The sequence below is a fragment of the Mycobacterium kansasii ATCC 12478 genome, assembly GCF_000157895.3.
Classification (GTDB): domain Bacteria; phylum Actinomycetota; class Actinomycetes; order Mycobacteriales; family Mycobacteriaceae; genus Mycobacterium; species Mycobacterium kansasii.
In genome coordinates this window covers 2,717,009-2,741,784 of sequence record NC_022663.1, presented here as the reverse complement: position 1 = coordinate 2,741,784, position 24,776 = coordinate 2,717,009, and the positions used below count along the sequence as shown (strand labels likewise).

Annotated in this window: 22 protein-coding genes; 13 read left to right on the top strand and 9 right to left on the bottom strand. The window is 67.4% G+C overall.

Annotated features, from left to right (window positions below; all coding sequences use genetic code 11):
• From MKAN_RS11810 to MKAN_RS11770, 9 genes are all read left to right on the top strand, one after another.
• Positions 1-819 (top strand): type III pantothenate kinase, encoded by an 819-nt coding sequence (locus MKAN_RS11810; protein ID WP_023368520.1) that lies wholly within the window; start codon positions 1-3, stop codon positions 817-819.
• A gap of 106 nt (positions 820-925) precedes the next feature.
• Positions 926-2,425, top strand: coding sequence for a lysine--tRNA ligase (gene lysS / locus MKAN_RS11805; RefSeq protein ID WP_023368519.1), 1,500 nt, complete (start codon positions 926-928; stop codon positions 2,423-2,425).
• A gap of 115 nt (positions 2,426-2,540) precedes the next feature.
• Positions 2,541-2,879, top strand: a complete 339-nt coding sequence (gene lsr2, locus MKAN_RS11800) for a histone-like nucleoid-structuring protein Lsr2 (RefSeq protein WP_023368518.1) — start codon at positions 2,541-2,543, stop codon at positions 2,877-2,879.
• Positions 2,880-3,179: 300 nt separating this feature from the next.
• Positions 3,180-5,726: an ATP-dependent protease ATP-binding subunit ClpC gene (clpC1, locus tag MKAN_RS11795; RefSeq protein ID WP_023368516.1), complete on the top strand. Its 2,547-nt coding sequence runs from the start codon at positions 3,180-3,182 to the stop codon at positions 5,724-5,726.
• A 192-nt stretch (positions 5,727-5,918) separates the two neighbouring features.
• Positions 5,919-7,520, top strand: a complete 1,602-nt coding sequence (locus tag MKAN_RS11790) for a PE family protein (protein WP_023368515.1) — start codon at positions 5,919-5,921, stop codon at positions 7,518-7,520.
• A 161-nt stretch (positions 7,521-7,681) separates the two neighbouring features.
• Entirely contained in the window at positions 7,682-9,277 is a 1,596-nt protein-coding gene (locus MKAN_RS11785) for a PE family protein (RefSeq protein WP_023368514.1), read from the top strand.
• Positions 9,278-9,773: 496 nt separating this feature from the next.
• Positions 9,774-9,983, top strand: a complete 210-nt coding sequence (locus tag MKAN_RS11780) for a CbtB domain-containing protein (RefSeq protein ID WP_023368513.1) — start codon at positions 9,774-9,776, stop codon at positions 9,981-9,983.
• Positions 9,984-9,998: 15 nt separating this feature from the next.
• Complete coding sequence (locus tag MKAN_RS11775) at positions 9,999-10,790, top strand: CbtA family protein (RefSeq protein ID WP_023368512.1); 792 nt, start codon at positions 9,999-10,001, stop codon at positions 10,788-10,790.
• Between the two features lie 7 nt (positions 10,791-10,797).
• The gene (locus MKAN_RS11770) at positions 10,798-11,349 is read left to right on the top strand and encodes a histidine phosphatase family protein (RefSeq protein WP_036394597.1); all 552 of its coding nucleotides are present in this window, start codon (positions 10,798-10,800) and stop codon (positions 11,347-11,349) included.
• Between the two features lie 4 nt (positions 11,350-11,353).
• Here MKAN_RS11770 and MKAN_RS11765 read toward each other — a convergent pair whose 3' ends face one another.
• Positions 11,354-12,709 (bottom strand): serine hydrolase, encoded by a 1,356-nt coding sequence (locus MKAN_RS11765; protein WP_371686089.1) that lies wholly within the window; start codon positions 12,707-12,709, stop codon positions 11,354-11,356.
• A complete protein-coding gene (gene mhuD / locus MKAN_RS11760; RefSeq protein WP_023368509.1) occupies positions 12,693-13,010 on the bottom strand; it encodes a mycobilin-forming heme oxygenase MhuD in 318 nt (105 codons plus the stop codon). The genes MKAN_RS11765 and mhuD overlap by 17 nt, the downstream gene beginning before the upstream one ends.
• Before the next feature lie 14 nt (positions 13,011-13,024).
• On the opposite strand from mhuD, the gene MKAN_RS11755 reads away from it, so the two are divergent.
• Both MKAN_RS11755 and MKAN_RS11750 read left to right on the top strand, forming a co-directional pair.
• Positions 13,025-13,801, top strand: coding sequence for an alpha/beta fold hydrolase (locus MKAN_RS11755; RefSeq protein WP_023368508.1), 777 nt, complete (start codon positions 13,025-13,027; stop codon positions 13,799-13,801).
• Positions 13,802-14,086: 285 nt separating this feature from the next.
• Positions 14,087-14,410: a helix-turn-helix transcriptional regulator gene (locus tag MKAN_RS11750; RefSeq protein WP_042313601.1), complete on the top strand. Its 324-nt coding sequence runs from the start codon at positions 14,087-14,089 to the stop codon at positions 14,408-14,410.
• A 38-nt stretch (positions 14,411-14,448) separates the two neighbouring features.
• On the opposite strand, the gene MKAN_RS28790 is transcribed toward MKAN_RS11750, so the two are convergent.
• From MKAN_RS28790 to MKAN_RS11715, 6 genes are all read right to left on the bottom strand, one after another.
• On the bottom strand, positions 14,449-15,219 hold the full coding sequence (locus MKAN_RS28790) for a hypothetical protein (protein WP_023368506.1): 771 nt from the start codon (positions 15,217-15,219) through the stop codon (positions 14,449-14,451).
• Between the two features lie 428 nt (positions 15,220-15,647).
• Complete coding sequence (locus MKAN_RS11735; protein WP_023368504.1) at positions 15,648-16,262, bottom strand: carbonic anhydrase; 615 nt, start codon at positions 16,260-16,262, stop codon at positions 15,648-15,650.
• A gap of 55 nt (positions 16,263-16,317) precedes the next feature.
• On the bottom strand, positions 16,318-16,641 hold the full coding sequence (locus tag MKAN_RS11730; protein ID WP_023368503.1) for a P-II family nitrogen regulator: 324 nt from the start codon (positions 16,639-16,641) through the stop codon (positions 16,318-16,320).
• Positions 16,623-19,229, bottom strand: a complete 2,607-nt coding sequence (locus MKAN_RS11725) for a DUF2309 domain-containing protein (protein ID WP_023368502.1) — start codon at positions 19,227-19,229, stop codon at positions 16,623-16,625. Before MKAN_RS11725 ends, MKAN_RS11730 begins: the two co-directional genes overlap by 19 nt.
• The gene (locus MKAN_RS11720; protein WP_023368501.1) at positions 19,226-20,794 is read right to left on the bottom strand and encodes a proton-conducting transporter transmembrane domain-containing protein; all 1,569 of its coding nucleotides are present in this window, start codon (positions 20,792-20,794) and stop codon (positions 19,226-19,228) included. Before MKAN_RS11720 ends, MKAN_RS11725 begins: the two co-directional genes overlap by 4 nt.
• A gap of 378 nt (positions 20,795-21,172) precedes the next feature.
• Positions 21,173-22,084 (bottom strand): HhH-GPD family protein, encoded by a 912-nt coding sequence (locus MKAN_RS11715; RefSeq protein WP_036394469.1) that lies wholly within the window; start codon positions 22,082-22,084, stop codon positions 21,173-21,175.
• Here MKAN_RS11715 and MKAN_RS11710 point away from each other — a divergent pair.
• Both MKAN_RS11710 and MKAN_RS31960 read left to right on the top strand, forming a co-directional pair.
• Complete coding sequence (locus tag MKAN_RS11710) at positions 22,083-22,706, top strand: carbonic anhydrase (RefSeq protein ID WP_023368498.1); 624 nt, start codon at positions 22,083-22,085, stop codon at positions 22,704-22,706. The genes MKAN_RS11715 and MKAN_RS11710 overlap by 2 nt on opposite strands.
• A gap of 119 nt (positions 22,707-22,825) precedes the next feature.
• Entirely contained in the window at positions 22,826-23,620 is a 795-nt protein-coding gene (locus tag MKAN_RS31960) for a hypothetical protein (RefSeq protein ID WP_099185004.1), read from the top strand.
• A 61-nt stretch (positions 23,621-23,681) separates the two neighbouring features.
• Here MKAN_RS31960 and disA read toward each other — a convergent pair whose 3' ends face one another.
• Positions 23,682-24,758, bottom strand: a complete 1,077-nt coding sequence (gene disA, locus MKAN_RS11700) for a DNA integrity scanning diadenylate cyclase DisA (RefSeq protein WP_023368496.1) — start codon at positions 24,756-24,758, stop codon at positions 23,682-23,684.
• Positions 24,759-24,776: the final 18 nt, after the last annotated feature.

Below are 24,776 nucleotides of genomic sequence, written 5' to 3'. Positions count from 1 at the left end.
GTGCTGCTGGCAATCGACGTCCGCAACACCCACACCGTCGTCGGCCTGCTGTCCGGAGCCAAGCAGCACGCAAAGGTGGTGCAGCAGTGGCGGATACGCACCGAATCCGAAGTCACGGCCGACGAATTGGCGCTCACCATCGACGGTCTGATCGGCGACGACTCCGAGCGGCTCACCGGCGCGGCCGGTCTGTCCACGGTCCCGTCGGTGCTGCACGAGGTGCGGATCATGCTCGACCAGTACTGGCCGTCGGTCCCGCACGTGCTGATCGAACCGGGGGTGCGCACCGGTATCCCGCTGTTGGTCGACAACCCCAAAGAAGTGGGCGCCGACCGGATAGTGAATTGCCTGGCGGCGCATCACAAGTTCGGTAAGGCCGCCATCGTCGTCGATTTCGGATCGTCGATCTGCGTTGACGTGGTGTCGGCCAAGGGCGAATTCCTCGGCGGTGCCATCGCACCCGGCGTGCAGGTGTCTTCCGACGCCGCGGCCGCCCGCTCGGCGGCTCTGCGCCGCGTCGAGCTGACTCGGCCGCGTTCGGTCGTCGGCAAGAACACCGTCGAATGCATGCAGGCTGGCGCGGTGTTCGGCTTCGCCGGGCTGGTCGACGGCTTGGTCGGACGCATCCGCGAAGACGTCAAGGGTTTCTCCGCCACCGACGATGTCGCGGTCGTGGCGACCGGGCACACCGCACCGCTGCTGCTGCCGGAACTGCATACCGTCGACCACTACGACCAGTACCTGACCCTGCACGGGCTGCGGCTCGTCTTCGAACGAAACCGCGACGCCCAAGGGGGCCGGTTGAAGAGCGCGCGCTAGAACCCGCAGCGAGTCTGCGTACAGCGCGCGCCGCGAGCCGGCAGTCACACCGTCAGCGCAGGCTCACTGCCGTGAGCGCAGACTCGACCCCTTAAGCTGGCACGTCGTGGACTCGGCCGAGACAGAGATTCCCGAGCAGTTCCGGATCCGTCGGGACAAGCGTGCTCGGCTATTGGCAGAAGGGCATGACCCCTACCCCGTTGCCATCGAACGCACCCATACCTTGGCCGAGGTCCGCGCCGCCCACCCAGACCTGCCCGTCGACACCACGACCGACGACATCGTCGGTGTCGCGGGCCGGGTAGTCTTCGCCCGCAACACCGGAAAACTGTGCTTTGCGACACTCCAGGACGGCGACGGCACCCGGCTACAGGTGATGATCAGCTTCGACAAGGTCGGCCGGGAAGCGCTCGACGCGTGGAAGGCCGATGTCGATCTGGGCGACATCGTGTACGTGCATGGCACGGTGATCAGTTCACGGCGAGGCGAATTGTCGGTTCTCGCCGACTCCTGGCGGATGGCCGCCAAGTCGCTGCGGCCGCTGCCCGTCGCGCACAAGGAGATGAGCGAGGAGGCGCGGGTACGGCAGCGCTATGTCGACCTGATCGTCCGTCCGCAGGCGCGGGGGGTAGCCCGGCAGCGGATTGCGGTCATCCGAGCGATACGGAATGCGCTGGAACGCCGGGGGTTCGTCGAGGTGGAGACGCCCATGTTGCAGACGCTGGCCGGCGGCGCGGCCGCCCGGCCGTTCGTCACCCATTCCAACGCTCTCGACATGGACCTCTACCTTCGTATCGCGCCGGAACTGTTCCTCAAGCGTTGCATAGTCGGCGGCTTCGACAGGGTCTTTGAACTAAATCGGGTGTTCCGAAACGAAGGCGCCGATTCTACACATTCCCCGGAATTCTCGATGTTGGAGACCTACCAGACCTATGGAACCTATGACGATTCCGCAGTGGTCACCCGGGAGCTTATTCAAGAGGTAGCCGACGAGGCGATCGGCACCCGACAACTTCCGATGCCCGACGGCAGTGTCTACGACATCGACGGAGAATGGGCGACAATCCACATGTATTCCTCCCTGTCGGCGGCACTCGGCGAAGAGATCACACCGCAGACCTCGGTCGATCGGTTACGTGAGATCGCGCGCCGACTGGATGAAGAGATTCTGGACAAGGGTGGCTACCGTCACGGCAAACTCGTCGAGGAACTCTGGGAGCACACCGTGGGCAACACGTTGACCGCACCCACATTTGTGAAGGATTTTCCGGTAGAGACAACGCCATTGACCCGCCAGCATCGCAGTATCGCCGGGGTAACCGAGAAGTGGGACCTCTACCTGCACGGAGTCGAACTGGCCACCGGGTACTCTGAATTAAACGATCCGGTGGTACAGCGGGATAGACTCGCTGACCAGGCCCGCGCCGCGGCCGCGGGCGACGACGAGGCGATGTTGCTCGACGAGGATTTTCTGGCAGCCCTGGAGTACGGGATGCCGCCGTGCACCGGAACGGGAATGGGTATCGATCGGTTGTTGATGGCTTTGACCGGGCTGTCAATTAGGGAGACAGTTTTGTTCCCGATTGTTCGACCGCACTCCAACTGAACTGCCCGCCGATGTGTCCAGATTGTGCATTTCACGTTCTTATGGCAGATTAGTGACCGGGGAGTCTATCCATCCTGCACGGTAACTGCACGGGAAGAAACGCGAGGGTAAGCCAATGGCGAAGAAAGTAACCGTCACCTTGGTCGACGATTTCGACGGTTCCGGCGCCGCCGACGAAACGGTCGAATTCGGGCTTGACGGGGTGACCTATGAGATTGACCTTTCTTCTAAGAATGCCGCGAAACTGCGCGGCGACTTGAAGCAATGGGTTGAGGCCGGCCGTCGTGTCGGCGGACGCCGGCGCGGGCGTTCCGGCTCCGGCCGCGGCCGCGGCGCGATCGACCGCGAACAAAGTGCCGCGATCCGGGAATGGGCGCGTCGCAATGGACACAACGTGTCGACTCGTGGTCGCATCCCGGCCGACGTCATCGACGCGTTCCACGCCGCAACTTAGCAATCGCTCACACCGGCGCCCAGGCTCCCGCTTGGGCGCCGGTGCTGTGTCGCTTTCGCTGGTGGCGAACTCGCCGCCGGTCGGCACCGGAAACATAGCGGCGATTCTCCTCGTTGATGTGGTGCGGTTCTGAAATAAGAGGTGTAACGCGGACAGAGGTCCGCGCCCCGGAGCCGCTAGGCACCGCAAGGTTATGAACCCTGGCGGGCCGACCATTACAGTGGACAGCAGGTACGCGGGGCCGAGCCGGACCGGCTCGGGGCCGACCAAAGTACCGATGAGGAGAGCAGGTAACCGCCGATGTTCGAACGATTTACCGACCGTGCCCGCCGGGTCGTCGTCTTGGCGCAAGAAGAGGCCCGGATGCTGAACCACAACTACATCGGCACCGAGCACATTCTGTTGGGTCTTATCCATGAAGGCGAGGGCGTAGCCGCCAAGTCGCTGGAGTCGCTGGGTATCTCGCTGGAAGGGGTCCGCAGCCAGGTCGAAGAAATCATCGGCCAGGGGCAGCAGGCGCCGTCCGGGCACATCCCGTTTACTCCGCGGGCCAAGAAGGTTCTCGAGCTGAGCTTGCGCGAGGCGCTGCAACTGGGCCACAACTACATCGGCACCGAGCACATTCTGCTGGGCCTCATCCGCGAGGGTGAGGGTGTGGCGGCTCAGGTTCTGGTGAAGCTGGGCGCCGAGTTGACCCGGGTGCGTCAGCAGGTGATCCAGTTGCTGTCCGGCTACCAGGGCAAGGAAGCCGCCGAGGCAGGTACCGGTGGCCGGGGTGGCGAATCTGGCACACCGTCCACCTCGCTGGTGCTCGACCAGTTCGGCCGCAACCTGACGGCGGCCGCCATGGAGGGCAAGCTGGACCCGGTCATCGGCCGCGAGAAGGAAATCGAGCGGGTGATGCAGGTGCTGAGTCGGCGCACCAAGAACAACCCGGTGCTGATCGGCGAGCCCGGTGTCGGCAAGACGGCCGTCGTCGAAGGCCTCGCCCAGGCCATCGTGCACGGCCAGGTCCCCGAGACGCTCAAGGACAAGCAGCTCTACACCCTGGACCTGGGGTCGTTGGTGGCGGGCTCGCGCTACCGCGGTGACTTCGAGGAGCGCCTCAAGAAGGTGCTCAAGGAGATCAACACCCGTGGCGACATCATCCTGTTCATCGACGAGCTGCACACCCTGGTGGGTGCCGGCGCCGCCGAGGGCGCCATCGACGCGGCCAGCATTCTGAAGCCGAAGCTCGCGCGTGGTGAACTTCAGACGATCGGCGCCACCACACTCGACGAGTACCGCAAGTACATCGAGAAGGACGCCGCCTTGGAGCGCCGCTTCCAGCCGGTGCAGGTCGGCGAGCCGACGGTGGAGCACACCATCGAGATCCTCAAGGGTCTGCGCGACCGCTACGAGGCCCACCACCGGGTGTCCATCACCGACAGCGCGATGGTGGCGGCGGCGACGTTGGCCGACCGATACATCAACGACCGGTTCCTGCCGGATAAGGCGATCGACCTGATCGATGAGGCGGGGGCCCGGATGCGGATCCGCCGGATGACCGCGCCGCCGGACTTGCGCGAGTTCGACGAGAAGATCGCCGAGGCGCGCCGGGAGAAGGAATCGGCGATCGACGCCCAGGACTTCGAGAAGGCCGCCAGCCTGCGTGACCGGGAGAAGACCCTGGTCGCACAGCGCGCCGAGCGCGAAAAGCAGTGGCGTTCGGGTGATCTCGACGTGGTCGCCGAGGTCGACGACGAGCAGATCGCCGAGGTGCTGGGCAACTGGACCGGCATCCCGGTGTTCAAGCTCACCGAGGCCGAGACCACCCGCCTGCTGCGGATGGAGGACGAGCTGCACAAGCGGATCATCGGCCAGGAGGACGCGGTCAAGGCCGTCTCCAAGGCGATCCGCCGCACCCGCGCCGGGTTGAAGGACCCCAAGCGCCCGTCGGGCTCGTTCATCTTCGCCGGCCCGTCCGGCGTCGGTAAGACCGAGCTGTCCAAGGCGTTGGCCAACTTCTTATTCGGCGACGACGATGCGCTCATCCAGATCGACATGGGCGAGTTCCACGACCGGTTCACCGCGTCGCGGCTGTTCGGCGCCCCGCCGGGATATGTCGGCTACGAGGAGGGCGGCCAGCTCACCGAGAAGGTGCGGCGCAAGCCGTTCTCGGTGGTCTTGTTCGACGAGATCGAGAAGGCGCACCAGGAGATCTATAACAGCCTGTTGCAGGTGCTCGAGGACGGCCGGCTCACCGACGGTCAGGGCCGCACGGTGGACTTCAAGAACACCGTGCTGATCTTCACGTCGAACTTGGGGACATCCGACATTTCTAAGCCAGTCGGCCTCGGGTTCACCAAGGGTGGCGGTGAGAACGACTACGAGCGGATGAAGCAGAAGGTCAACGACGAGCTCAAGAAGCACTTCCGTCCGGAGTTCCTCAACCGCATCGACGACATCATCGTCTTCCACCAGCTGACTCGTGACGAGATCATCCAGATGGTCGACTTGATGATCAGCCGGGTCGCCGGCCAGCTCAAGAGCAAGGACATGGCGCTGGAGCTGACCGACAAGGCCAAGTCGCTGCTGGCCAAGCGCGGCTTCGACCCCGTGCTGGGTGCCCGTCCGCTGCGACGCACCATCCAGCGCGAGATCGAGGACCAGCTGTCGGAAAAGATCCTTTTCGAGGAGGTCGGGCCGGGGCAGGTCGTCACGGTCGACGTGGACAACTGGGACGGCGAAGGCGCCGGCGAGGACGCGGTGTTCACCTTCACCGGCGCCCGCAAGCCGCCGGCCGAGCCGGATCTGGCCAAGGCCGGAGCGCACAGCGCAGACGGCTCAGCGTCGGCCGGGCAGTAGTCCGGAAACGCGCGTAACGGGCGGTTATTGAGTTTGCTCAAACCGCCCGTTTGCCGTCTGCTGGGCAGCCCCATGGTGGTGGTGGGTGGGGTGTGGTGGAAAGCGGGGTGTGATTGGTGGGGTCGCGATACGATTTGTTCTTCTGATCGCTTCGGTGGTGAGCGGTGAGAGTTGTGTCGCAGGGAGGACGTTGTGCCGTTTGTGGTGGCGGCCCCAGAGATGTTGGCGGTGGCGGCGACCGATTTGGCGGGTATCGGCTCGGCGTTGAGCGCTGCGAATGCGGCGGTGGTGGCTTCGACGACGGGGGTGGTGGCCGCGGGTGCCGATGAGGTGTCGGCGGCTGTGGCGTCGTTGTTTTCTGAGCATGGGCAGGCTTATCAGGTGCTTTGTGCTCGTGCGGCGGTGTTTCATGAGCAGTTTGTGCAGGTGTTGACCGGTGCCGGGGGCGCGTATGCCGGGGCTGAGGGGGCTAATGCCTCGCCGTTGCAGACGTTGGGACAAGACGTGTTGGGGGCGGTTAATGCGCCCAGTCAGGCGTTGTTGGGGCGTCCGCTGATTGGCGACGGCGCTAACGGGACGGCGGGGAATCCGAACGGCGCGCCCGGCGGGTTGTTGTTCGGGAACGGCGGCAACGGTTTTTCGGCGACGGCTGCCGGGGTGGCCGGTGGTGCCGGTGGCGCTGCGGGGTTGATCGGTAATGGCGGGGCTGGTGGGGCCGGTGGGGCCGGTGCGGCCGGCGGTGCCGGCGGTCACGGTGGATGGTTGTTCGGCGCCGGTGGGGCCGGCGGTCACGGTGGAAACGGCATCGCGGGCGGTATGAGTCCCAATGGGGGTAATGGAGGGTCCGGGGGTGCGGGCGGTGCTGCGGGGTGGTGGGGCAGCGGTGGGGCCGGTGGGGACGGTGGGTCCGGCGGGCCAGCCGGCGGCGGCAACGGCGGCAACGGCGGCGACGGGGGTGCCGGAGGAGTGGGCGGGCTGTTGTATGGCGACGGTGGTGCCGGTGGGGCCGGTGGCGCTGCGGTGGCCGCCAGTGGTAACGGCGGCCTCGGGGGTGCCGGCGGCAACGCCGGGTTGTGGGGTAACGGTGGTGGCGGCGGGGCCGGCGGGAGCGGCGCGCTCGGCGCGGCCGGTGTCAACCCCGCGACTCTTCCGGCGCAGGCCGGAGCCAACGGCGCCGACAATGCTTCTGGCGTCGGCGGCACCGGTAAGGCCGGCCACGACGGCACCGAGTTCGGGCAGACCGGCGGCACCGGCGGTGGCGGCGGCCTCGGCGGCGTCAGTGGCGGCGCTGGTGGCCCGGGCGGCACCGGTGGTCCGGGGGCGCCCGGCAGTGCGGGCGGCGCCGGCGGTACCGGGGGTGCGGGCGGTCGTGGCGGGCTGCTGGTCGGTGACGGTGGTGACGGCGGGACCGGCGGCGTCGGCGGTGGCGGCGGCATGGGCGCCATCGGCGGCACCGGAGGCACCGGCGGGGCCGGCGGCGATGGGCTCGGCAGGGGCGCCAACAACGGCGGCAATGGCGGCAATGGGGGAGCCGGTGGGACCGGCGGCACCGGCGGCGACGGCGGAAACGGCGGCGCGGGCGGCACGGGCGGCGCGAGCGGACTGCTGGGCCACGGAGGTGCGACCGGGCATGGTGGCGACGGCGGGGCCGGGGGGCAGGGCGGTAAGGGCGGCACCGGCGGTGGAGGTGGCGACGGCGGAATCGCCACCTTCGGCGGTCACGATGGCGATCCGGGCCATCCGGGCGGCCCCGGACAAGACGGTGCCAACGGTGCGGACGGCCAACCCGGCTGATTAGGGTTGACGAAATCGGGGATCGGTCGACGAAGACTATCCCGATGGTGGTGGGTGGGGTGTGGTGGAAAGCGGGGTGTGATTGGTGGGGTCGCGATACGATTTGTTCTTCTGATCGCTTCGGTGGTGAGCGGTGAGAGTTGTGTCGCAGGGAGGACGTTGTGCCGTTTGTGGTGGCGGCCCCAGAGATGTTGGCGGTGGCGGCGACCGATTTGGCGGGTATCGGCTCGGCGTTGAGCGCTGCGAATGCGGCGGTGGTGGCTTCGACGACGGGGGTGGTGGCCGCGGGTGCCGATGAGGTGTCGGCGGCTGTGGCGTCGTTGTTTTCTGAGCATGGGCAGGCTTATCAGGTGCTTTGTGCTCGTGCGGCGGTGTTTCATGAGCAGTTTGTGCAGGTGTTGACCGGTGCCGGGGGCGCGTATGCCGGGGCTGAGGGGGCTAATGCCTCGCCGTTGCAGACGTTGGGACAAGACGTGTTGGGGGCGGTTAATGCGCCCAGTCAGGCGTTGTTGGGGCGTCCGCTGATTGGCGACGGCGCTAACGGGACGGCGGGGAATCCGAACGGCGCGCCCGGCGGGTTGTTGTTCGGGAACGGCGGCAACGGTTTTTCGGCGACGGCTGCCGGGGTGGCCGGTGGTGCCGGTGGCGCTGCGGGGTTGATCGGTAATGGCGGGGCTGGTGGGGCCGGTGGGGCCGGTGCGGCCGGCGGTGCCGGCGGTCACGGTGGATGGTTGTTCGGCGCCGGTGGGGCCGGCGGTCACGGTGGAAACGGCATCGCGGGCGGTATGAGTCCCAATGGGGGTAATGGAGGGTCCGGGGGTGCGGGCGGTGCTGCGGGGTGGTGGGGCAGCGGTGGGGCCGGTGGGGACGGTGGGTCCGGCGGGCCAGCCGGCAGCGGTTTGTTCGGCGGCAACGGCGGCAACGGGGGTGCCGGAGGAGTGGGCGGGCTGTTGTATGGCGACGGTGGTGCCGGTGGGGCCGGTGGCGCTGCGGCGGCCGCCAGTGGTAACGGCGGCCTCGGGGGTGCCGGCGGCAACGCCGGGTTGTGGGGTAACGGTGGTGGCGGCGGGGCCGGCGGGAGCGGCGCGCTCGGCGCGGCCGGTGTCAACCCCGCGACTCTTCCGGCGCAGGCCGGAGCCAACGGCGCCGACAATGCTTCTGGCGTCGGCGGCACCGGTAAGGCCGGCCACGACGGCACCGAGTTCGGGCAGACCGGCGGCACCGGCGGTGGCGGCGGCCTCGGCGGCGTCAGTGGCGGCACTGGTGGCCCGGGCGGCACCGGTGGTCCGGGGGCGCCCGGCAGTGCGGGCGGCGCCGGCGGTACCGGGGGTGCGGGCGGTCGTGGCGGGCTGCTGGTCGGTGACGGTGGTGACGGCGGGACCGGCGGCGTCGGCGGTGGCGGCGGCATGGGCGCCATCGGCGGCACCGGAGGCACCGGCGGCGTCGGCGGCCTCGGTCTTCGCGTTCAGGGTGGCGACGGTGGTACTGGCGGCGTCGGCGGCGTCGGCGGCACCGGCGGCACCGGCGGCGACGGCGGAAACGGCGGCGCGGGCGGCACGGGCGGACTGTTCGGTCGCGCAGGCAGCCCCGGCCTCGGTGGTTCGGGCGGTGCCGGAGGCCTGGGCGGTGACGGTGGTACCGGCGGTGCGGGCGGCGACGGTGGGCGCGGAATCCCTGGCGGCAACCCTGGCGACCCCGGCGGACCAGGTGACGCCGGACAAGGCGGTGCCGAGGGCGCGCACGGCCAGCCGGGCTGATTTGGCGGCCACCTCGGGTCCGCATTGGCTTGAGAGCGACTGCGCTATCCAGCCGGAATTCTTCGTCCAGGAATTCTACGTGTAGCGAGCGTCCTCATACAGAAGCTGGGTGGGTTCGATTTCGTCGGTGAGGACGAGATGGTGGCCTCCGGTTGCTGACCGGCGATGGCCGCACCAACACCGCGAACCATGGTGCCGGTGTCTGCCTTCGCCGCAGGGCGACCTCGGTTGCGGTGCGAACCGCACACCCAACGGCACACCGATCGGATAGATCCGTACCGGGCGTTTTGACCGAATCATGTGAGTAGAAACCGAGATCGTCGGGAGCCGCCTATTAACCCACGATGCGGTCGGCACGGTTTAGACTGACCGGTGTCGACGACGGCGGCGGAATCTGGTGAGAGTCCAGAACGGTCGCGCCACTGTGCACAGTCAGACCCGTTGCCCGTCACCAGCACTCAACGTGGGACGCGAGATCCCCAGAAGGAGTTCACCCGTGGCTAATTCCCAGGCAACCCCTGCTCGGCCGGTTGATGTTTCAGCAGCCGGCGCCGCGCTGTGGTTGGCGGCCACCACCGTCCTGGCGTTGCTGGCCATCTACTTCGTCGGCTTCGACCAGGGCGCGGTGTCGCTGTTCGGCAGCGACTCGCACGTGCACGAGTTCTTCCACGACGCAAGGCACCTGCTCGGCTTCCCCTGCCACTGAGCTGCCGCCGACACCATGGAGAAGCGTCTGATAGCGCGCGGACTCCTGGCCGGCGCCGTGGGCGCTGTCCTGGCTTTTGCGTTCTCGCGGGTGTTCGCCGAGCCCATCGTGGGCCGCGCAATCGACTACGAGGACGGCCGCACCGAAGCGGCGCACGCTCAGGGCGTGCACGAGCACGGCGCCGAATTGCTCAGCCGCGGCGTGCAGGGCAACGCCGGATTGGGTTTCGGCGTCCTGATTTTCGGCATCGCCATGGGCGCGTTGTTCGCCGTCCTGTTCTGCGTTGCTTACCAACGGGTCGCAAGCGTTGGGCCGCAACAGCTTTCGATGCGCCTGGCCGCCGGTGCCGGTATCGCGGTGTATCTGGTGCCGTTTGTGAAGTATCCGCCCAACCCGCCTGCCGTGGGCCAGGCGGACACGATCGGCTCGCGCACCCTGTGGTACCTGGTCATGGTGCTGGCGTCGGTGGTGCTGGCACTGGCCGCCGTGTGGTTGGGTGGCCGGTTGGCTCCGCGGCTGGGTGCGTGGAACGCCGGGCTAGCCGCCGTCGGTGCCTACATAGCGGCGACTGCGGTGGTCATGCTGGTGTTGCCGACCTTCGACGAGACACCCGGGCCGATGCGCGACGCCGCCGGAACGATCACCTATCCCGGTTTCCCGGCCGACGTTCTCTACGAATTCAGGCTCGCGTCGCTGGGCACCCAGGTGGTGCTGTGGGCGACCATCGGAGTGGTCTTTTCGATGCTGGCGCGGCGGTTGCTGGATGCAGCGGCCGGGACGCGACGGGCGGCGAGCATCGCGGCGTGACCCGCCAGTGAGCCACATCGCCAGGCTGACATTGGTGTCGCACGCGATGACCGATGCCATGGCGGTCGGGCGGTTCCCGGCTGACGAGCCGCTCAACGACGCCGGCCGTCGCCAGGCCGAAACCGCTGGGCCCATCGAGATCAGGGCGGGAGTGCCCGGCGTTACCCAACTGGCCGCACCCGAGCGGCGGACCCGGCAAACGGCTCAGCTGCTAGGACTACGGCCCGCGACGGAGCCGCTGCTGGCCGACCTCGATTGCGGATGTTGGCGGGGCGCCGACCTCGAGCACGTTGACGACCATCAGCTTCGGGCGTGGCTGACCGAACCCGCCGAGGCACCGCACGGCGGCGAGTCCATCGTCAACCTGATCGACCGGGTGGCCGGATGGCTGGCGTCGTTGGCCGGCAACACCGTGGCGGTGACCCATCCGGCGGTGATCCGAGCAGCCGTCCTGGTGGCTCTGGATGGTCCACCGAATTCGTTCTGGCGCATCGATATAGCCCCGGTCACCCGAACCGTCATGCACTACCGCGGGCATCGGTGGACGCTACGGTTGTAGCGACCTATCGCGGACCCACCAATGCGAAGACCTGCTTGGCGACCTCCAGCATCCATCCGGTCACCGTCGGTCCGTGATCGCGGGGCCAGTTCAGCTGGAAACTCACCACCCACGGCTGGCCGGTCTTGTCCTCTGCATACCAGCTGAAGGTCAGGTCCCCCGGCAGGCCACCGGCCTTCGCGCCGATGTAGGGCCATTCAGTGCGATCCAGTTGGATACCCGCAACTGCAGACAGGATCTGCCTCACCGGGGCGGCCGGACCAACCGCATCGCCCTGCAGCGCCAGGTGCACCCGGCAGATGTCCTCGGCGCTGCCGTACCACTCCGCGCCGTACGTGGAGGCGGGAGTGTGGGCGCGCGTTGGATCAGGTTGGTAGGGCGTGGCATTGGCCTGCTGCAGTAACTGAGCGCGGACTTGCTGGGATGCGTGCTTCCATTGGTCGCGCACATCCGGTTGACCCCAGCCGACGGAGAACAGCTCGTACATTGTGGGAAACGGTGTCATGCTGGCCGGATCGTGATGGCCGGCGGTGGCCAGCGCCTCCTCGATAGCGTGGGTGCCCAGCCGCTCGATCAGCAAGTCGGTGGCCATGTTGTCGCTGGTGGCGATCATCTTCTCGGCGGCGGTGCGAACCGAAACATGCGCCCCGGGCGGCAGTTCCAGGCCCGACGAGCCCACCGCTTTGCTCTTGGCAGTCACGGTGAGCATTTCGTCCCAGGACACCGTGCCGTCTTTAACCGCGTCCGCCAGGGCGTGCAACACGTACAATTTGAAAATCGAAGCAAGCGGCAAGGATTCGCGAGTATTGGTGCCCGCTACCGGGTCGCAGTTGCCGTTGGTCACCTTGGCGACTTGGTACGAATAGCGGGCACCGGTTCGGCTCAACACGGCGTCGACGTCGCGCCACGAGCTGACCGACGGTGGCTGGGTCTCGAGATCGAACCGGTCGACCTGGCCCTGGTCGTCGGTATGGATCCGAATGTCTTGCCGCGCACCGTAAGACGAGACGAGATGCAGCGTGGCCACACTGGCGCCGATGGCTACGCCCTCGACGGTGAACGGGCGGTCCCACCACAGCTCTGCCATGGTGTGCTCGACGGAGCCGATTTGCCCGGGCGTCGCCAGGGTGCCGACGCCCACCGGGCCGATCGGCCAATCCGAGTTGAGCATGTCCACCGTCTGCTGGGCGCGCAGGCCGGGTGGTGTTCTGGTGTCGATGCGGCGCCCTGGATCCGCTGCGTTAGCGGTTGGGGTGGGCGAGTGCGCGCAACCGGGAGCCAGGGTGACCACTAATGCGGCAGCGGCGCCCAACGCCAACGCACGGCGCGGCGCCGCCTGCCGACTATTTCGCTTCGCCAGTCCCGGCAACGTCGAGTACAACCTCGAATTCCAGCAGCGAAGCGCCTGTCGCCACGGGGTTCGCCCGGTGGCCGGCGTGGGCTTCGATGGCCGGCCCGTTCGCCCAGGCCTGGAATGCTTCATCAGACTCCCAGTGTGTCACCACGAAGTAGCGGTCTTCGCCCTTGACCGGACGTAACAGCTGAAAGCCGAGGAAACCGGGAGAATTCTCCACCGCATGCGCGCGGTGGGCGAAACGCTTCTCCAGTTCGGGGCCAGCGCCGGCAGGCACCTCGATTGCGTTGATCTTCACCACTGGCATGTCGCTAGGTTACCGTGCCCCGCATGCCGGCCGATCTGTTGACCCATCGCGGAGGGCGAGGTGAACCGCTGGTCCTGGTACACGGGTTGATGGGCCGGGGTAGCACGTGGTCACGGCAGCTGCCCTGGCTGACCCGGTTGGGCAGTGTCTATACCTACGACGCGCCGTGGCATCGAGGCCGTGACGTCGACGATCCGTACCCGATCAGCACCGAACGCTTCGTGATCGACCTGGGTGACGCGGTTGCTCCGCTGGGCGTGGCGGCGCGACTGGTCGGGCATTCGATGGGTGCTTTGCATTCGTGGTGTTTGGCCGCGCAACGTCCGGATTTGGTTTCGGCGTTGGTGGTCGAGGACATGGCACCGGACTTCGTCGGCCGCACCACCGGTCCATGGGAGCCGTGGCTGCATGCGCTTCCGGTCGAATTCGCCTCTGCGGAACAGGTTTTCGCCGAGTTCGGCCCGGTCGCCGGTCAGTACTTTCTGGAGGCCTTCGACCGCACCGCCACCGGTTGGCGGCTGCACGGAAATACCGCACGGTGGATCGAGATCGCCGCCGAGTGGGGCACCCGCGACTACTGGGCACAGTGGCGGGCGGTGCAGGCCCCGGCACTGCTGATCGAGGCCGGCAACTCGGTCACACCGCCCGGGCAGATGCGCGAGATGGCTGAAAGAGACTGTCCGACGACGTATCTGAAGGTCCCGGAAGCAGGTCATCTGGTACACGATGAAGCGCCGCTGGTGTATCGCCACGCGGTCGAATCCTTTTTCGCTGACCTCGGTGCCGGCTGAGCCGACGGCGACGGAGATAGTGTCTGCTCAAGCGAGCCAAGGCCGATGATCCGGCGGCCCGCCGTCGGGAGCCAACGAACCCAGCGCAGTGGTTTGACCGACTCCCCGCGAGCCTCGACGGAAACTCGCCCAGCGCCCGCCGCCCGCGACGACCGCCGCGGAATCGACCGATCCAGCAGCACTCCGCCGCCCTTACCCGTTCGGGACCTGGCGACCCGAGCCGCTAACCCCACCGTCGATTAACGAAGCGGTTTACGCGAATTTTAAATGTCCTATAATGAGGCAATGGACGCTGCGGAAAAGCGGAGCGCGGCCGCCCAACCTGCTGTCGAAGCTCCAGACCGAACTTGGACCTTCCTGACGAACCATGCCCATGTGTTGCTGTGCGTGTCGAGCGGCGAGCCCCTGACAGCTCGCGAGCTGGCGCTGCGAATCGGCATCACCGAGCGTTCTGTGCAGGCGATATTGACCGACCTGACCGAGGAGGGCTACCTCATCAAGTCCAAGGTTGGTCGTCGCAACGTGTACGAGCTCAATCCGCAGGGTCGGCTACGTCACCCACTCGAAGCCAGCCATACCGTGGGTGAGCTCGTAACGGCTTTGTCCTGAACGCCGTGGCTTGAGCGGTTGACCGTCGCGCCGGCGCGTCATGCCGACCTGCGGGTAAGGCGTCGGGCACGATCATTCCGTCTCGTTTCGGCGCCTGTGAGCTGATGCCGTGCTGCCCGCTTGGGTTGGGGTAGCCCGGCCAGACGGCGCCATGACTGGATCGCCTCGGAGGTGACCAGGGCGTATCGGATCGGCGAGTCAATTCCGGTACCGAGCATGTGGGCGCGCAGGGCGCTGCCGGTGATGGCGTCCAGTGTCGCTTGGCGGCGATCTTCGACAAGCTCGGTCGACTGGTGTGTCGCCTGCAGGGCATAGAACCCGGCGGGATTCGACGCGGGGACGAAGGCACTGGCTTCGCCCATCGCAATGTCGTACGCGGTACGCCAACGGGTGAGTGACGGCCTAGTGCCGTGCGCAACGCGCCGGTGCAGTTCGGCGATATCGGCGATCGCCTTGATTGTGGTGATTTTGGCGTATCGGACGAGCCCCCAGGTCGGGCTGGTCAACAGCTCGGCCACCCAGGCATGGACGACCCGCCGGGAAACCCCGGCGGTTCCCACCGTCTGCCAGCCCAGGTCAAGGGCGATAATGCTGTTTTCGGGCGTCAGGTAACCGCCCGGACCGGCCAGCAGGTCATTGCACGATTGGACGAACGCGGCCAACGGGCGGGCCGAGCACGCGGGGTAGTCGGTGATCTTCGAGTCGCCGTTGATGTATGAGATGACGTTCATTGCGCAGCCGGCGCCCGTTCCGGGCTGGTGAGGGCCTTTGGCCAACCTCAACGGGTTGGTGATGCGGTCGAGATTCATTTGCCCTGCCTCCGGTGTTCGCCACTCCTCTAATGCGAAAGGTATATACGCGAAGTATTTTTCATCAATGGAATTTCATATGAGTTTGCTATGAGTGGGGAGGTGGGCGGCCGGTAAGACGGGCCGTCGCCAGCGGCGCCAGCGGCCTGTCCACCTCTGCGGTGAAGGTGCCGAACTGATCGGTGTCGATCCCCTTCGTGGCGAAGACATGTGCGCGCCAAGCGTGTCGGCGACCGGCCGGCGCCACCTGGCGCTCTTTGCCGTGCATGGTGCCCCTGGCGATCACTGCCCGGCATAGTTGCCCGTCCGCACGCGAGCCACCGCAACTTCGGCGGCGTCACCGCACCCGTGGCGGCGGACCATGCCTAACCCTCCTCGACGGAGGTGTTGGCCCGCCGCGACCTCGCGGCGGGCCAACACCCCAGGAATTAGACGCACTCCAAAAGCGCCGAGTCGCAGTCGTCGACCTGGCCGAATGTCGCGCAGACGCGTAACCGGCCATCCTCGGCATTGCTGACCAGACAGACGATCGCCGACTCTCCGCTGTCGACGGCCTTGGCGATCACCGCCGACTTGTGCAGCAGCGAGACACCGGTGTGCACCACGTGGGCGGCCGACAGCTTGTCGGCACTGCTGATGTCGGCGTCCTGCCGGGCGAGCGACGATACCGCCTGTTCGACGACCGCCCGAGCCGCGCCCTCCGGAAAACTCACGTTTTCCCAGGCCCGTAGCGCGGTCTCCATGGCGGCACAGTGTTCATGGCCGAGAACGACGATCAGCGGTGTCTTGAGTGTGCCGACGGCGTACTCGACGGTGGCCAGCACGCCGGTGTCGATGACGTGTCCCCAGGTGCTGATGTCGATGAGTGAGCCCCAGCTTTGACCGAGCACCACTTCGCTCGCCGTGTCTGCATCTGCGCAGCGGAAGACCACCGCGATGGGCGAGTGGTCCTTGGCGCCGGCCTTCTGCTTCGACCGCAGGGTGGCGTAGAAACGTTGGTTTCCGGCTTGCAGGCGCTGCCAGGTGATTGACGGGTTGGACATGATGATTCCCTTTCTTGGTGGGGTCTAGCGGGGTCTTGATGGGGTCTAGCGGGGTTTAGCTGAAGTACTCGGGTCGGCTGACGTAGGTGTCGGTGACGAACATGACCCCGGGCGAGCCGTCGAGCAGGCGGCGCAGTCCGGCAATCAATGCCTCGGATTTGGCGTCCGGGACAACTGTGATGAGCAGCTCGAGCGCCGCCTGTTGGTTGAAGAGCAGCCGGCCCTGGTGGTAGCCGTGATGGCCGAGCCCCGAGACGCCGGACACGCTGGTGAATCCGGTGGCGCCGGCGCTGTGGAACTGCTCCCGGACCGCGGGTGCGTGTTCTCCGGCAACGACCACTTCGATCTTGGTCATCTTGGTCAAGCCGTTGGTTGGCATGGCATTACCTCCTGGTCGGTCGGGTAGTGGTCTTCGGCGGTTGTTGTGGTCTCCCAGCGCCGCCAACCGCCGCGGGTCCAGCGCTGCCAGTCGTCGTCGGGGCCTTCCCGGGCGACCAGGCACACCCAGTCGTTGCCGAACAGGTGCTGCAGGACGGGGTTGCGCTCGACGACCATGTCGATGCGCTGCAACGGCGCTTGCACGACGGTCAGCAGGCGCATGGGCTCGTGCCCGAACGACCGGCCGTCGGTAAGTGACTGTCGGGGCAGGCCCAGCTGTAGGTCGCCGCCGTGTCCGGCGAGCACACCCACGCCGCCGACCACGTTGTGGATGGTCTTGGTTCCGGCTCCGAACATGTCCGGCGCCACCGTGGAGAAGTAGTACTGGCAGTTGATCCACTGAGCCACCACCATGGGTGCGGTGAGGATGGTTTCCAGCGCGCCGCCCTCGGCGTCGACGTCGGCTTCGTAGGAGTGCAGGAACACCCGTCGCCGCAAGTCGATGCCGCGGGTGAGGGCGCGCGGGGCGACGACGAAGGCCGCATTACCGGCCAGGCCCCACTCCGGAAAGACCTGCGCCCAGTCGACCGACCGGTTCGCGACGTGGCGCGACGCACGCGCGGGGTCGGGATCGGCAGGGCCACCGGGAAGCCCGGAGCAGCGCTCGGCGGCCAGTTCGGCGCCGGCGATCCGGAGATCCGCGGCAAGTCGGCGCACGTCCGGTAGATGGCTGTCGGGAATCAGGTGCTGGTCCAACACGGTGACGCGGTCGGTGGCGGTGTCGTGCTGAGCCGCCACGAACCAGGTGTCGTCGGGAATGGCGATCCCCAGGGTGCCCAATTCGGCCCGGACATCGGCGTCGTTGAGGATCGCGGCGGCGGTGCGGGCGTTGGGGCCGCCGGCCTGCCCGCCGCAGGCCCCACAGTCCAGGGCGGCCTGGTACGGGTTGTTCTCGGTGACGCTGCCGTGCCCGCACAGGACCACCAGCCGGGCGAATTGCTTCGTGAGGCCCATGGTGGTGAGTGCGACTTGTGCGTAAAGGGCGCGGTGGGCCAGTGCGACGGTGTCGTTGATCGAAAGCACGGAAGGGGCCGGGGGTGCCAGCCGGTCCCGCAGGCGGCGCCGTAGTTCGCCACTGGCCATTGGGCTCAGCGTTTTGGCCGCTGCCCATGGACCGGCGGCCCAGCCTGCCGCCTCGGCCAACGCGAACGGGGCGATCAGCGCCTGCTTGGCGGCATGAAATGCCGCCTCGGCGCCGGCCATGAGCAGGCTGCCGTTGCGCAGCCGCTGCGCCGCATCGGCGGCCGACGGCAGCGGCCTTTCGACAACCTCATGCTCTGGGCGGATCAGCACCGGGCAAAGGTCGTTGGGTGTTCCGCCGAGCAGGCCGGTGAACCTGATGGCGACGGCGAAGAAGCCGGCGAATCCGAAAGTCTGGTATTCGCCGAGGGATTCGATGTGGCGGCGCAGCCCTTCGGATCGGGTGTCGATGCAGCATACGATCTGGGCGGCCGCGCGCCCGGTGCTTGGCGCGGCAGAGTTTTCCGCCAGGGCGCGTAGGAGTGCGTCGCGATAGTGCGTTTCATAGGCCTGCTGCCAGACCAGCTGCCGGGCCGTAACCGGCAACGCCGACAAAACCCTTGCGGCAGCGCCCAAGTCGGTGTCGCTTACCTCGTCGAGCCCCCATGCCCGGGCCAGCGCGCCGGCCCGCTCGCGGGCTGAGGGTATGCGCGGCCGGCTAGCCGCCACCGGCTCGTCTGGCGCGCTGGAACGGTTGTGCGACAGCAGGATTGATTCGTACGTCAGCCGCATGGCCAGGTAGTCCAATAGATCCACGCCGGTGGCGCGCTCGGCAGACCAGCGGACATGGGCGGCCCAGCCCGGAAGTCGTGTCAAGTGCGCTTGCAAATAGGTGATGCGGTCGTCGTCGGTCACCCCCAACAGGTCCAGGGCCTGCAGCGCGGCGTCGTCGGCTCGGATGGGCAACGCGCGCAACACGGCCCGCACCCGTCGGCTCAGCTTGTGGTCGGCAGGGGCCAGCATCCGCCATGCGTGGTAGAAGCCCTTGTCGTGGTCGGGCATCGGCCAGCCCGCAGCGGTCGATCCAAAGAAAGCCGCGCACCATTTGGCGGCCTTGGCGTCGACCTGCTCGGCCACTGTTGGGGCCGCCTGCTCGCTACGAGTCATGTTGCGGCGCAACGGCTTGGGAGCCACGCTGCCGTGCAGCAAGTCGCCGCGCAACAGTTGCGCAGGTGTCACCGCGCACGTCCCCATCCGGACGGGCTGGCCGTCCAGCAAGGTGGGGTAGCGCAGCCGCAGCGTCGACTCGAGGTCGGCGTCGGTGATCCGGCCGGCGCGGTACAGGTCGCGGAAGGTCGTCTCGGACAGCACGCCGGGGCTGCCGTAGAGGTCGCCGGCCCGGCGCACCGCCTGCTCGAAGGGCATCGACTCCAGCCCGGCCAGCGGATTGACCGCGATGAAGGTCTCCAGCGGGTAGTGGGTCGGTATCACGCGGGCGGCCAGGTTCACGTCGCTGCGTAACTGTGCGCGGCGGGTTTGGATCGAGACGGTGTCGGCCACGATGGTCACTGGAGTGCTCCTGTCAGTTGGGTGTTCGGGGTCTGTTGTGGACGGGTTGCCGGGACATGGCCGGCGACAAGCGCTTTGGCGTACAAAGCGCGCTGCAGTCGGCCGAACCAGCCGTTGGCCGGGGCCCTGGGCAGCAGGGTCAGTGTGGCCAGGATGACCGCCACTGCGACAATGCCGGCAGTCGAGGCGGACGGTACGGTGACCGGGGGCAGATCAGGAGCCAGGAATCCGGTCACGGCGCCCACCAGCGCGACATATCCGATGGCCGCCGCGAGCAGTGCGACCGCTCCGATGAGAGCGGCCCGGGCGCCCGGGCTGCGTGCCAACCAGCCCGTCAGCGCCGCCGCGGCCGTCGCCCAGGTGAACACCAGCAGCACCTGGGCCGAGCCGTGCTCGGCGTTCGGCAATCGCACGATGCTGCTGGCCACATACAGCGCGGCGGCCGGCAGCAGGAGCGCCGCGGCGTGGACCGCCGCCCACCGGGCCGGGGTCAGCGCCGGCGCCGTTGGCCGAGCTGCCTTTTGGCGTCGCTTGGCTATCGCCGAGCCGGAGGACAGGAACAGGGTGGCCTTGTAGAAGCCGTGGCCCACCAGGTGGAATACCGCGGCTGCGGATAGGCCCAGCCCGCAGGTCAGGATCATGAAGCCCATCTGGGCCATCGTCGAATACACCAGCGAGCCCTTGATGTCGGATTTGGTGAGCATCACGACGCCGCCGTAGAGCATGCTGAGCGTTCCGGCGGTGAAGGCCAGGCCCATGGCGGCGGCCGATCCGCTGACTATCGGGCTCAGCCGCACCAGCAGCACGCCGCCGGCATTGACGACACCGGCGTGCAGGAGCGCCGAGACGGGCGTGGGCGCAGCGAGGGTGGCCGGCAGCCAGCGATGAAAGGGGATCTGCGCCGATCGCGACAGAGCTGCCACCACGATCAAACCCGCTGCCACCGGCAGGGCCGGTGACGAGCCGTTGTATACGGCGGGTCCGAGGTCGGACAGGCTGACGTTGCCCCGCTGCGCGGTGATCACACCGACCGCAGCCCACAGCGCCAGATCGCCCAGCAGGAACGCTGTCGCCGTCCGCAGCACGCCGTCGCGGGCGGCGGGCAGCTCCCAGTAGGTGGCCTGCAGCAGACATAGCGCGGTGCCGGCCAAGGTCCACGAGACGGCCAGACCGATCAGAGTTCCCGAGGTCATGAGGCCGGCGGAAGCCGCCGTGAGCAGGCCGGTACCGGCGGTGAACCACCCCGATCGCCGGTCACCGGCAAGGTAGCGCAGCGCGAAAACCTGTACGACCGTGCTCACGCCGTATACCAACACCAGCAGCAGCGCGCTGAGCCGGTTAGCTCCCAGCTCGGCGATCAGGGTGCCGCGTGCTGACCGCACGGTGGCCGAGATGGGGCCGTCGACCGCTACGTGCAGCGCTATCAGCAATGCGGAAACCAAGCCCGCGCCGGCGGCCGCGGCGCCCAATTGGCCGACGAGGCGCGGATGCCGCGAACCGGCCAGGAGCGCGCTCAGCGATGCGAGCAGGGGCAACGTCAAGGCACCGACGAGGACGGCGTTCACCGGCGCTCACCGCCAGTCCCGGCCGCGGTACGTGTGGAGTTCATGCGAAGCAAACTACGCGATGTATATTACGTCTGTCAAACATCATGAAATAAAATTCATGTCTTGCGGTACGCACGAGTGGGCCTCGCCACGCCGGAACGGCCGGGCGCATCGTGCCAGGTGAACACCGACCGTAGTGCCACATGTTCGTTGCCCACGCCGTCGTTGTCCGGGTTCGCCGACATGCGTAACCCGTTGTGCTGCTGTGTTATTCAGCGTTCAGGAGGCGCAGTGGCAACTGGGCGGTTCGGCAACCGGCACCGAGTTCGATGTCCTCGGACCACCTCGTCGGACAGCGGTGCCGCCGGCGCCCACGGCCAATCCGGCTGAAGCGAGCTACTCCTCGCCTGCCAGCGCGAACCGTCCGTCGGGAGTACGGGTCACCAGACCGTCGACAAGCAACGAATCCAGCGCCCGGTCGCGCTGCGCGACATCGGTCAGCCATGCCACGTCGAGCTCGGCACGGCTGACCGGAGAATCGTTGCCGCGCAATACATCTAGCAGCCGCCCGCGGACCTGCCGGTCGGTGCCCGCATATGTCTGCACGCGCCGCGCCGGACCGGTCGCGGCCGGATACCCGGCGGTCCGCCATGCGCAGTCACTAAGCGGGCACGAACCACAGCGCGGGGCGCGGGCCGTGCACACCGTCGCACCGAGTTCCATGAGCGCTACCGAAAAATGTTTTGCTACAGCACTATTCGGCAGCAGCGCCAAGACGTCGGCATGATCGCGCGCGGCCGACGACGCGCCGGCATCGGCGCGCCCGTGCACCGCTCGGGCCACTACCCGGCGCACGTTGGTGTCCACCACCGGCACTCGCTGGCCGTAGGCAAAACACGCCACAGCTCGCGCGGTGTAGCTACCGACACCCGGCAGCTTCACCAGGGTTTCGACGTCGTCGGGGACCACGTCACCGTGGTCCCGCGCGATGATGGTGGCGCATTCGTGTAACCGCTTCGCCCGGCGCGGGTAGCCCAGCTTCCCCCAGGCCCGCAGCACGTCGGCGGCAGTCGCCGCGGCGGTGGCCGACGCGGTGGGCCAGCGCCGCACCCAGTCCGGCCAGATCGACAGCACCCGCGACACCGGAGTCTGCTGCAGCATGAACTCGCTGACCAGGATCTGCCATGCGCCGACGTCCGGCCGGCGCCAGGGCAGGTCGCGACGGGATCGCTCGTACCAAGCGAGAAGATTGGCGGATGGTATGTGCTGCGGAGCGGTCACCGGCTGGTACGGCAGAATGCGTGACATGCCCAACACCAACCCGGTAACCGCGTGGAAAGCACTCAAAGAGGGTAACGAGCGATTCGTCGCCGGCAAGCCCGAGCATCCCAGCCAAAGCGTGGAGCATCGCGCCAGCCTCGCCGCGGGGCAGCAGCCGACTGCAGTGATCTTCGGCTGCGCTGACAGCCGGGTGGCCGCGGAGATCATTTTCGACCAGGGCCTCGGCGACATGTTCGTGGTCCGCACGGCCGGGCACGTCATCGACTCGGCGGTGCTGGGTTCCATCGAGTATGCGGTGACCGTGCTCAACGTCCCGCTTGTGGTCGTCCTCGGCCACGACAGCTGTGGTGCGGTGAATGCAGCCCTGACGGCACTGGACAGCGGAGCTCTGCCGGAGGGCTATGTGCGCGATGTGGTGGAGCGGGTGGCTCCATCGATCTTGTTGGGCCGCCGCGACGGCCTGAAGCGCGTCGACGAGTTCGAGCAGCGGCACATCCGCGAGACGGTGGCGCAGCTGATGGCGCGTTCAGCGGCCATATCGAAGCGCGTGGCCGCAGGCGCGCTGGCGATCGTGGGTGTGACCTACCAGCTTTCCGACGGCCGGGCGGTTTTGCGCGATCACGTCGGTGACATCGGCGAGGAAGGCTGACATTCTGCGGCCGCCAACACGGCCTCTAACACGGCCCGCACTCGAAAGGGCCCAGCTAACCGCGCGACACGCCGAGGCAGGTCAAACAAGTCGGCGTGACCTGGGCCTACGGTGTAAATGTGCTGGATCTGGAACCGCGTGGCCCGCTACCTACCGAGATCTACTGGCGGCGCAGGGGACTGGCCCTGGGTATCGCGGTCGTGGTGATCGGAATCGCGGTGGCTGCCGTCGTCGCCTTCGTCGGTAACACCGCCGGCGCCAAACCCGTCAATGCCGAGAAGCCGGGCTCCGCGCAAAGCCATCCGGGCTCCAACGCACCCGAGGCGCCGCAACCGGCCGGGCAAAGCGCCGCCAACACGCCGGCGGCTCCGCAGGGGCAAAATCCCGAGATGCCGACTCCCACCGCCGCGGTGCAGCCCCCGCCGGTGCTGAAAGAGGGGGATGACTGCCCGGATTCCACGCTCGCCGTCAAGGGACTGACCAACGCGCCCCAGTACTACATCGGCGACCAGCCGAAATTCACGATGGTCGTCACCAACATCGGGCTGGTGGCCTGCAAACGCGACGTCGGGGCCGCGGTGCTGGCGGCATACGTCTACTCGCTGGATAACAAGCGGTTGTGGTCCAACCTGGACTGCGCACCCTCCAACGAAACCCTGGTCAAGATGTTCACTCCCGGGGAGCAGGTGACAACTGCGGTGACCTGGACCGGGATGGGGTCTGCGCCGCATTGTCCATTGCCGCGGCCGGCGATCGGCCCCGGTACATACAACCTCGTCGTGCAGCTGGGCAACCTCCGGTCGCTTCCGGTTCCCTTCGTCTTGAACCAGCCGCCGCAGCCGCCCGGTCCGCCGCCGGCTCCGGGTCCGGCCGTGGCACCGCCGCCTGAGGCCCCGCCCGCTCAGGGCGGTTAACTTGCTGGTCGGCTCACTGGTCGGCTCACTGGTCGGCTCACTGGTCGGCTCACTGGTCGGCTCACTGGTCGGCAATAGTCGACTCGGCCAGCTGCGACAACCCCTCGCGCACATGGCGGGCCCACATCGCGCCGATGCCGTCGACAGATTGCAGATCGCCGGCGCTGGCGGCCAATAGACCCTGCAGGGTTCCGAAGGAACGCACCAGCAGATCGGCATGGGCGAATTGCAGTCGCGGGATGACCGCCATCGCGCGGTAGCCCCGCGGGCTCAGCGCGGAGTCCTGTGCCTCCGCGGTGGTGGGATAGCCGAAAACCTTTGCCAGCACGGTGAAGTCGAGCAGCTCGGTGTCCGAGAGTGCGTCCAGCTCATCCAGGGTGGCGTCGATTTGGGCCTTGGTCGGGGGTTCGGGGTTGGCGTGGTAGTCGCGGACAATCAGCTCCCGGGCGATATCGTTGCCGCCGAGCAGCTCCTCGAGCTGCAGCCGCAGCTGACGGCCGTCGGTGCCGAGTTCCACTGCGTCATAGTCGATCACCAGGCCGATTCGCCGGACCAACTCGAGCCGTTGTACCACCGTCATCACGTCGCGCAGTGTGACAAAGTCTTCGATCTCGGCCCGGGAGAGTTGCCGGCTGACTTCGTCGAGCCTGGCCTTGTATCGTTCCAGCGTCGCGATCGCCTGATTGGCTCGGGACAGGATGGTCGCCGAGTCGGTCAGCACGTGCCGGTCTCCGCCGACATATACCGTCACGATGTTCATCGAGTGGCTCACGGAGATCACCGGGTAGCCGGTCTGGATCGCCGACCGTTCCGCCGAGCGGTGGCGCGTCCCGGATTCGTCGGTCGGTATCGACGGATCCGGTACCAATTGCACGTTGGCCCGCACAATGCGGCTGCAGTCGGTGGAGAGCACCACGGCGCCGTCCATCTTGCACAGCTCACGCAGCCGGGTGGGGGCATAGCGGACATCGAGGGAGAAACCGCCGTCGCAGATCGCCTCGACATTCTCGTCATAGCCGAGCACGATCAGCGCGCCGGTGCGGCCGCGCAGGATGCGTTCCAGGCCGTCCCGGAGCCCGGTGCCGGGCGCCAGGCGGGCGACGGCCTCGCGCAGGGTCGGACGTGTCACAGCCTGCATTCTGCTATGTGCGGGGCC

What these genes read in the sequence shown, in the direction of transcription:
- lsr2 (WP_023368518.1), top strand. Translation starts at nt 2,541, where the DNA reads ATGGCGAAGAAAGTAACCGTCACCTTGGTCGACGATTTCGACGGTTCC.
- clpC1 (WP_023368516.1), top strand. Translation starts at nt 3,180, where the DNA reads ATGTTCGAACGATTTACCGACCGTGCCCGCCGGGTCGTCGTCTTGGCG.
- MKAN_RS11775 (WP_023368512.1), top strand. Translation starts at nt 9,999, where the DNA reads ATGGAGAAGCGTCTGATAGCGCGCGGACTCCTGGCCGGCGCCGTGGGC.
- mhuD (WP_023368509.1), bottom strand. Translation starts at nt 13,010, where the DNA reads ATGCCAGTGGTGAAGATCAACGCAATCGAGGTGCCTGCCGGCGCTGGC.
- MKAN_RS11750 (WP_042313601.1), top strand. Translation starts at nt 14,087, where the DNA reads ATGGACGCTGCGGAAAAGCGGAGCGCGGCCGCCCAACCTGCTGTCGAA.
- MKAN_RS28790 (WP_023368506.1), bottom strand. Translation starts at nt 15,219, where the DNA reads ATGAATCTCGACCGCATCACCAACCCGTTGAGGTTGGCCAAAGGCCCT.
- MKAN_RS11735 (WP_023368504.1), bottom strand. Translation starts at nt 16,262, where the DNA reads ATGTCCAACCCGTCAATCACCTGGCAGCGCCTGCAAGCCGGAAACCAA.
- MKAN_RS11730 (WP_023368503.1), bottom strand. Translation starts at nt 16,641, where the DNA reads ATGCCAACCAACGGCTTGACCAAGATGACCAAGATCGAAGTGGTCGTT.
- MKAN_RS11710 (WP_023368498.1), top strand. Translation starts at nt 22,083, where the DNA reads ATGCCCAACACCAACCCGGTAACCGCGTGGAAAGCACTCAAAGAGGGT.
- MKAN_RS11715 (WP_036394469.1), bottom strand. Translation starts at nt 22,084, where the DNA reads ATGTCACGCATTCTGCCGTACCAGCCGGTGACCGCTCCGCAGCACATA.
- disA (WP_023368496.1), bottom strand. Translation starts at nt 24,758, where the DNA reads ATGCAGGCTGTGACACGTCCGACCCTGCGCGAGGCCGTCGCCCGCCTG.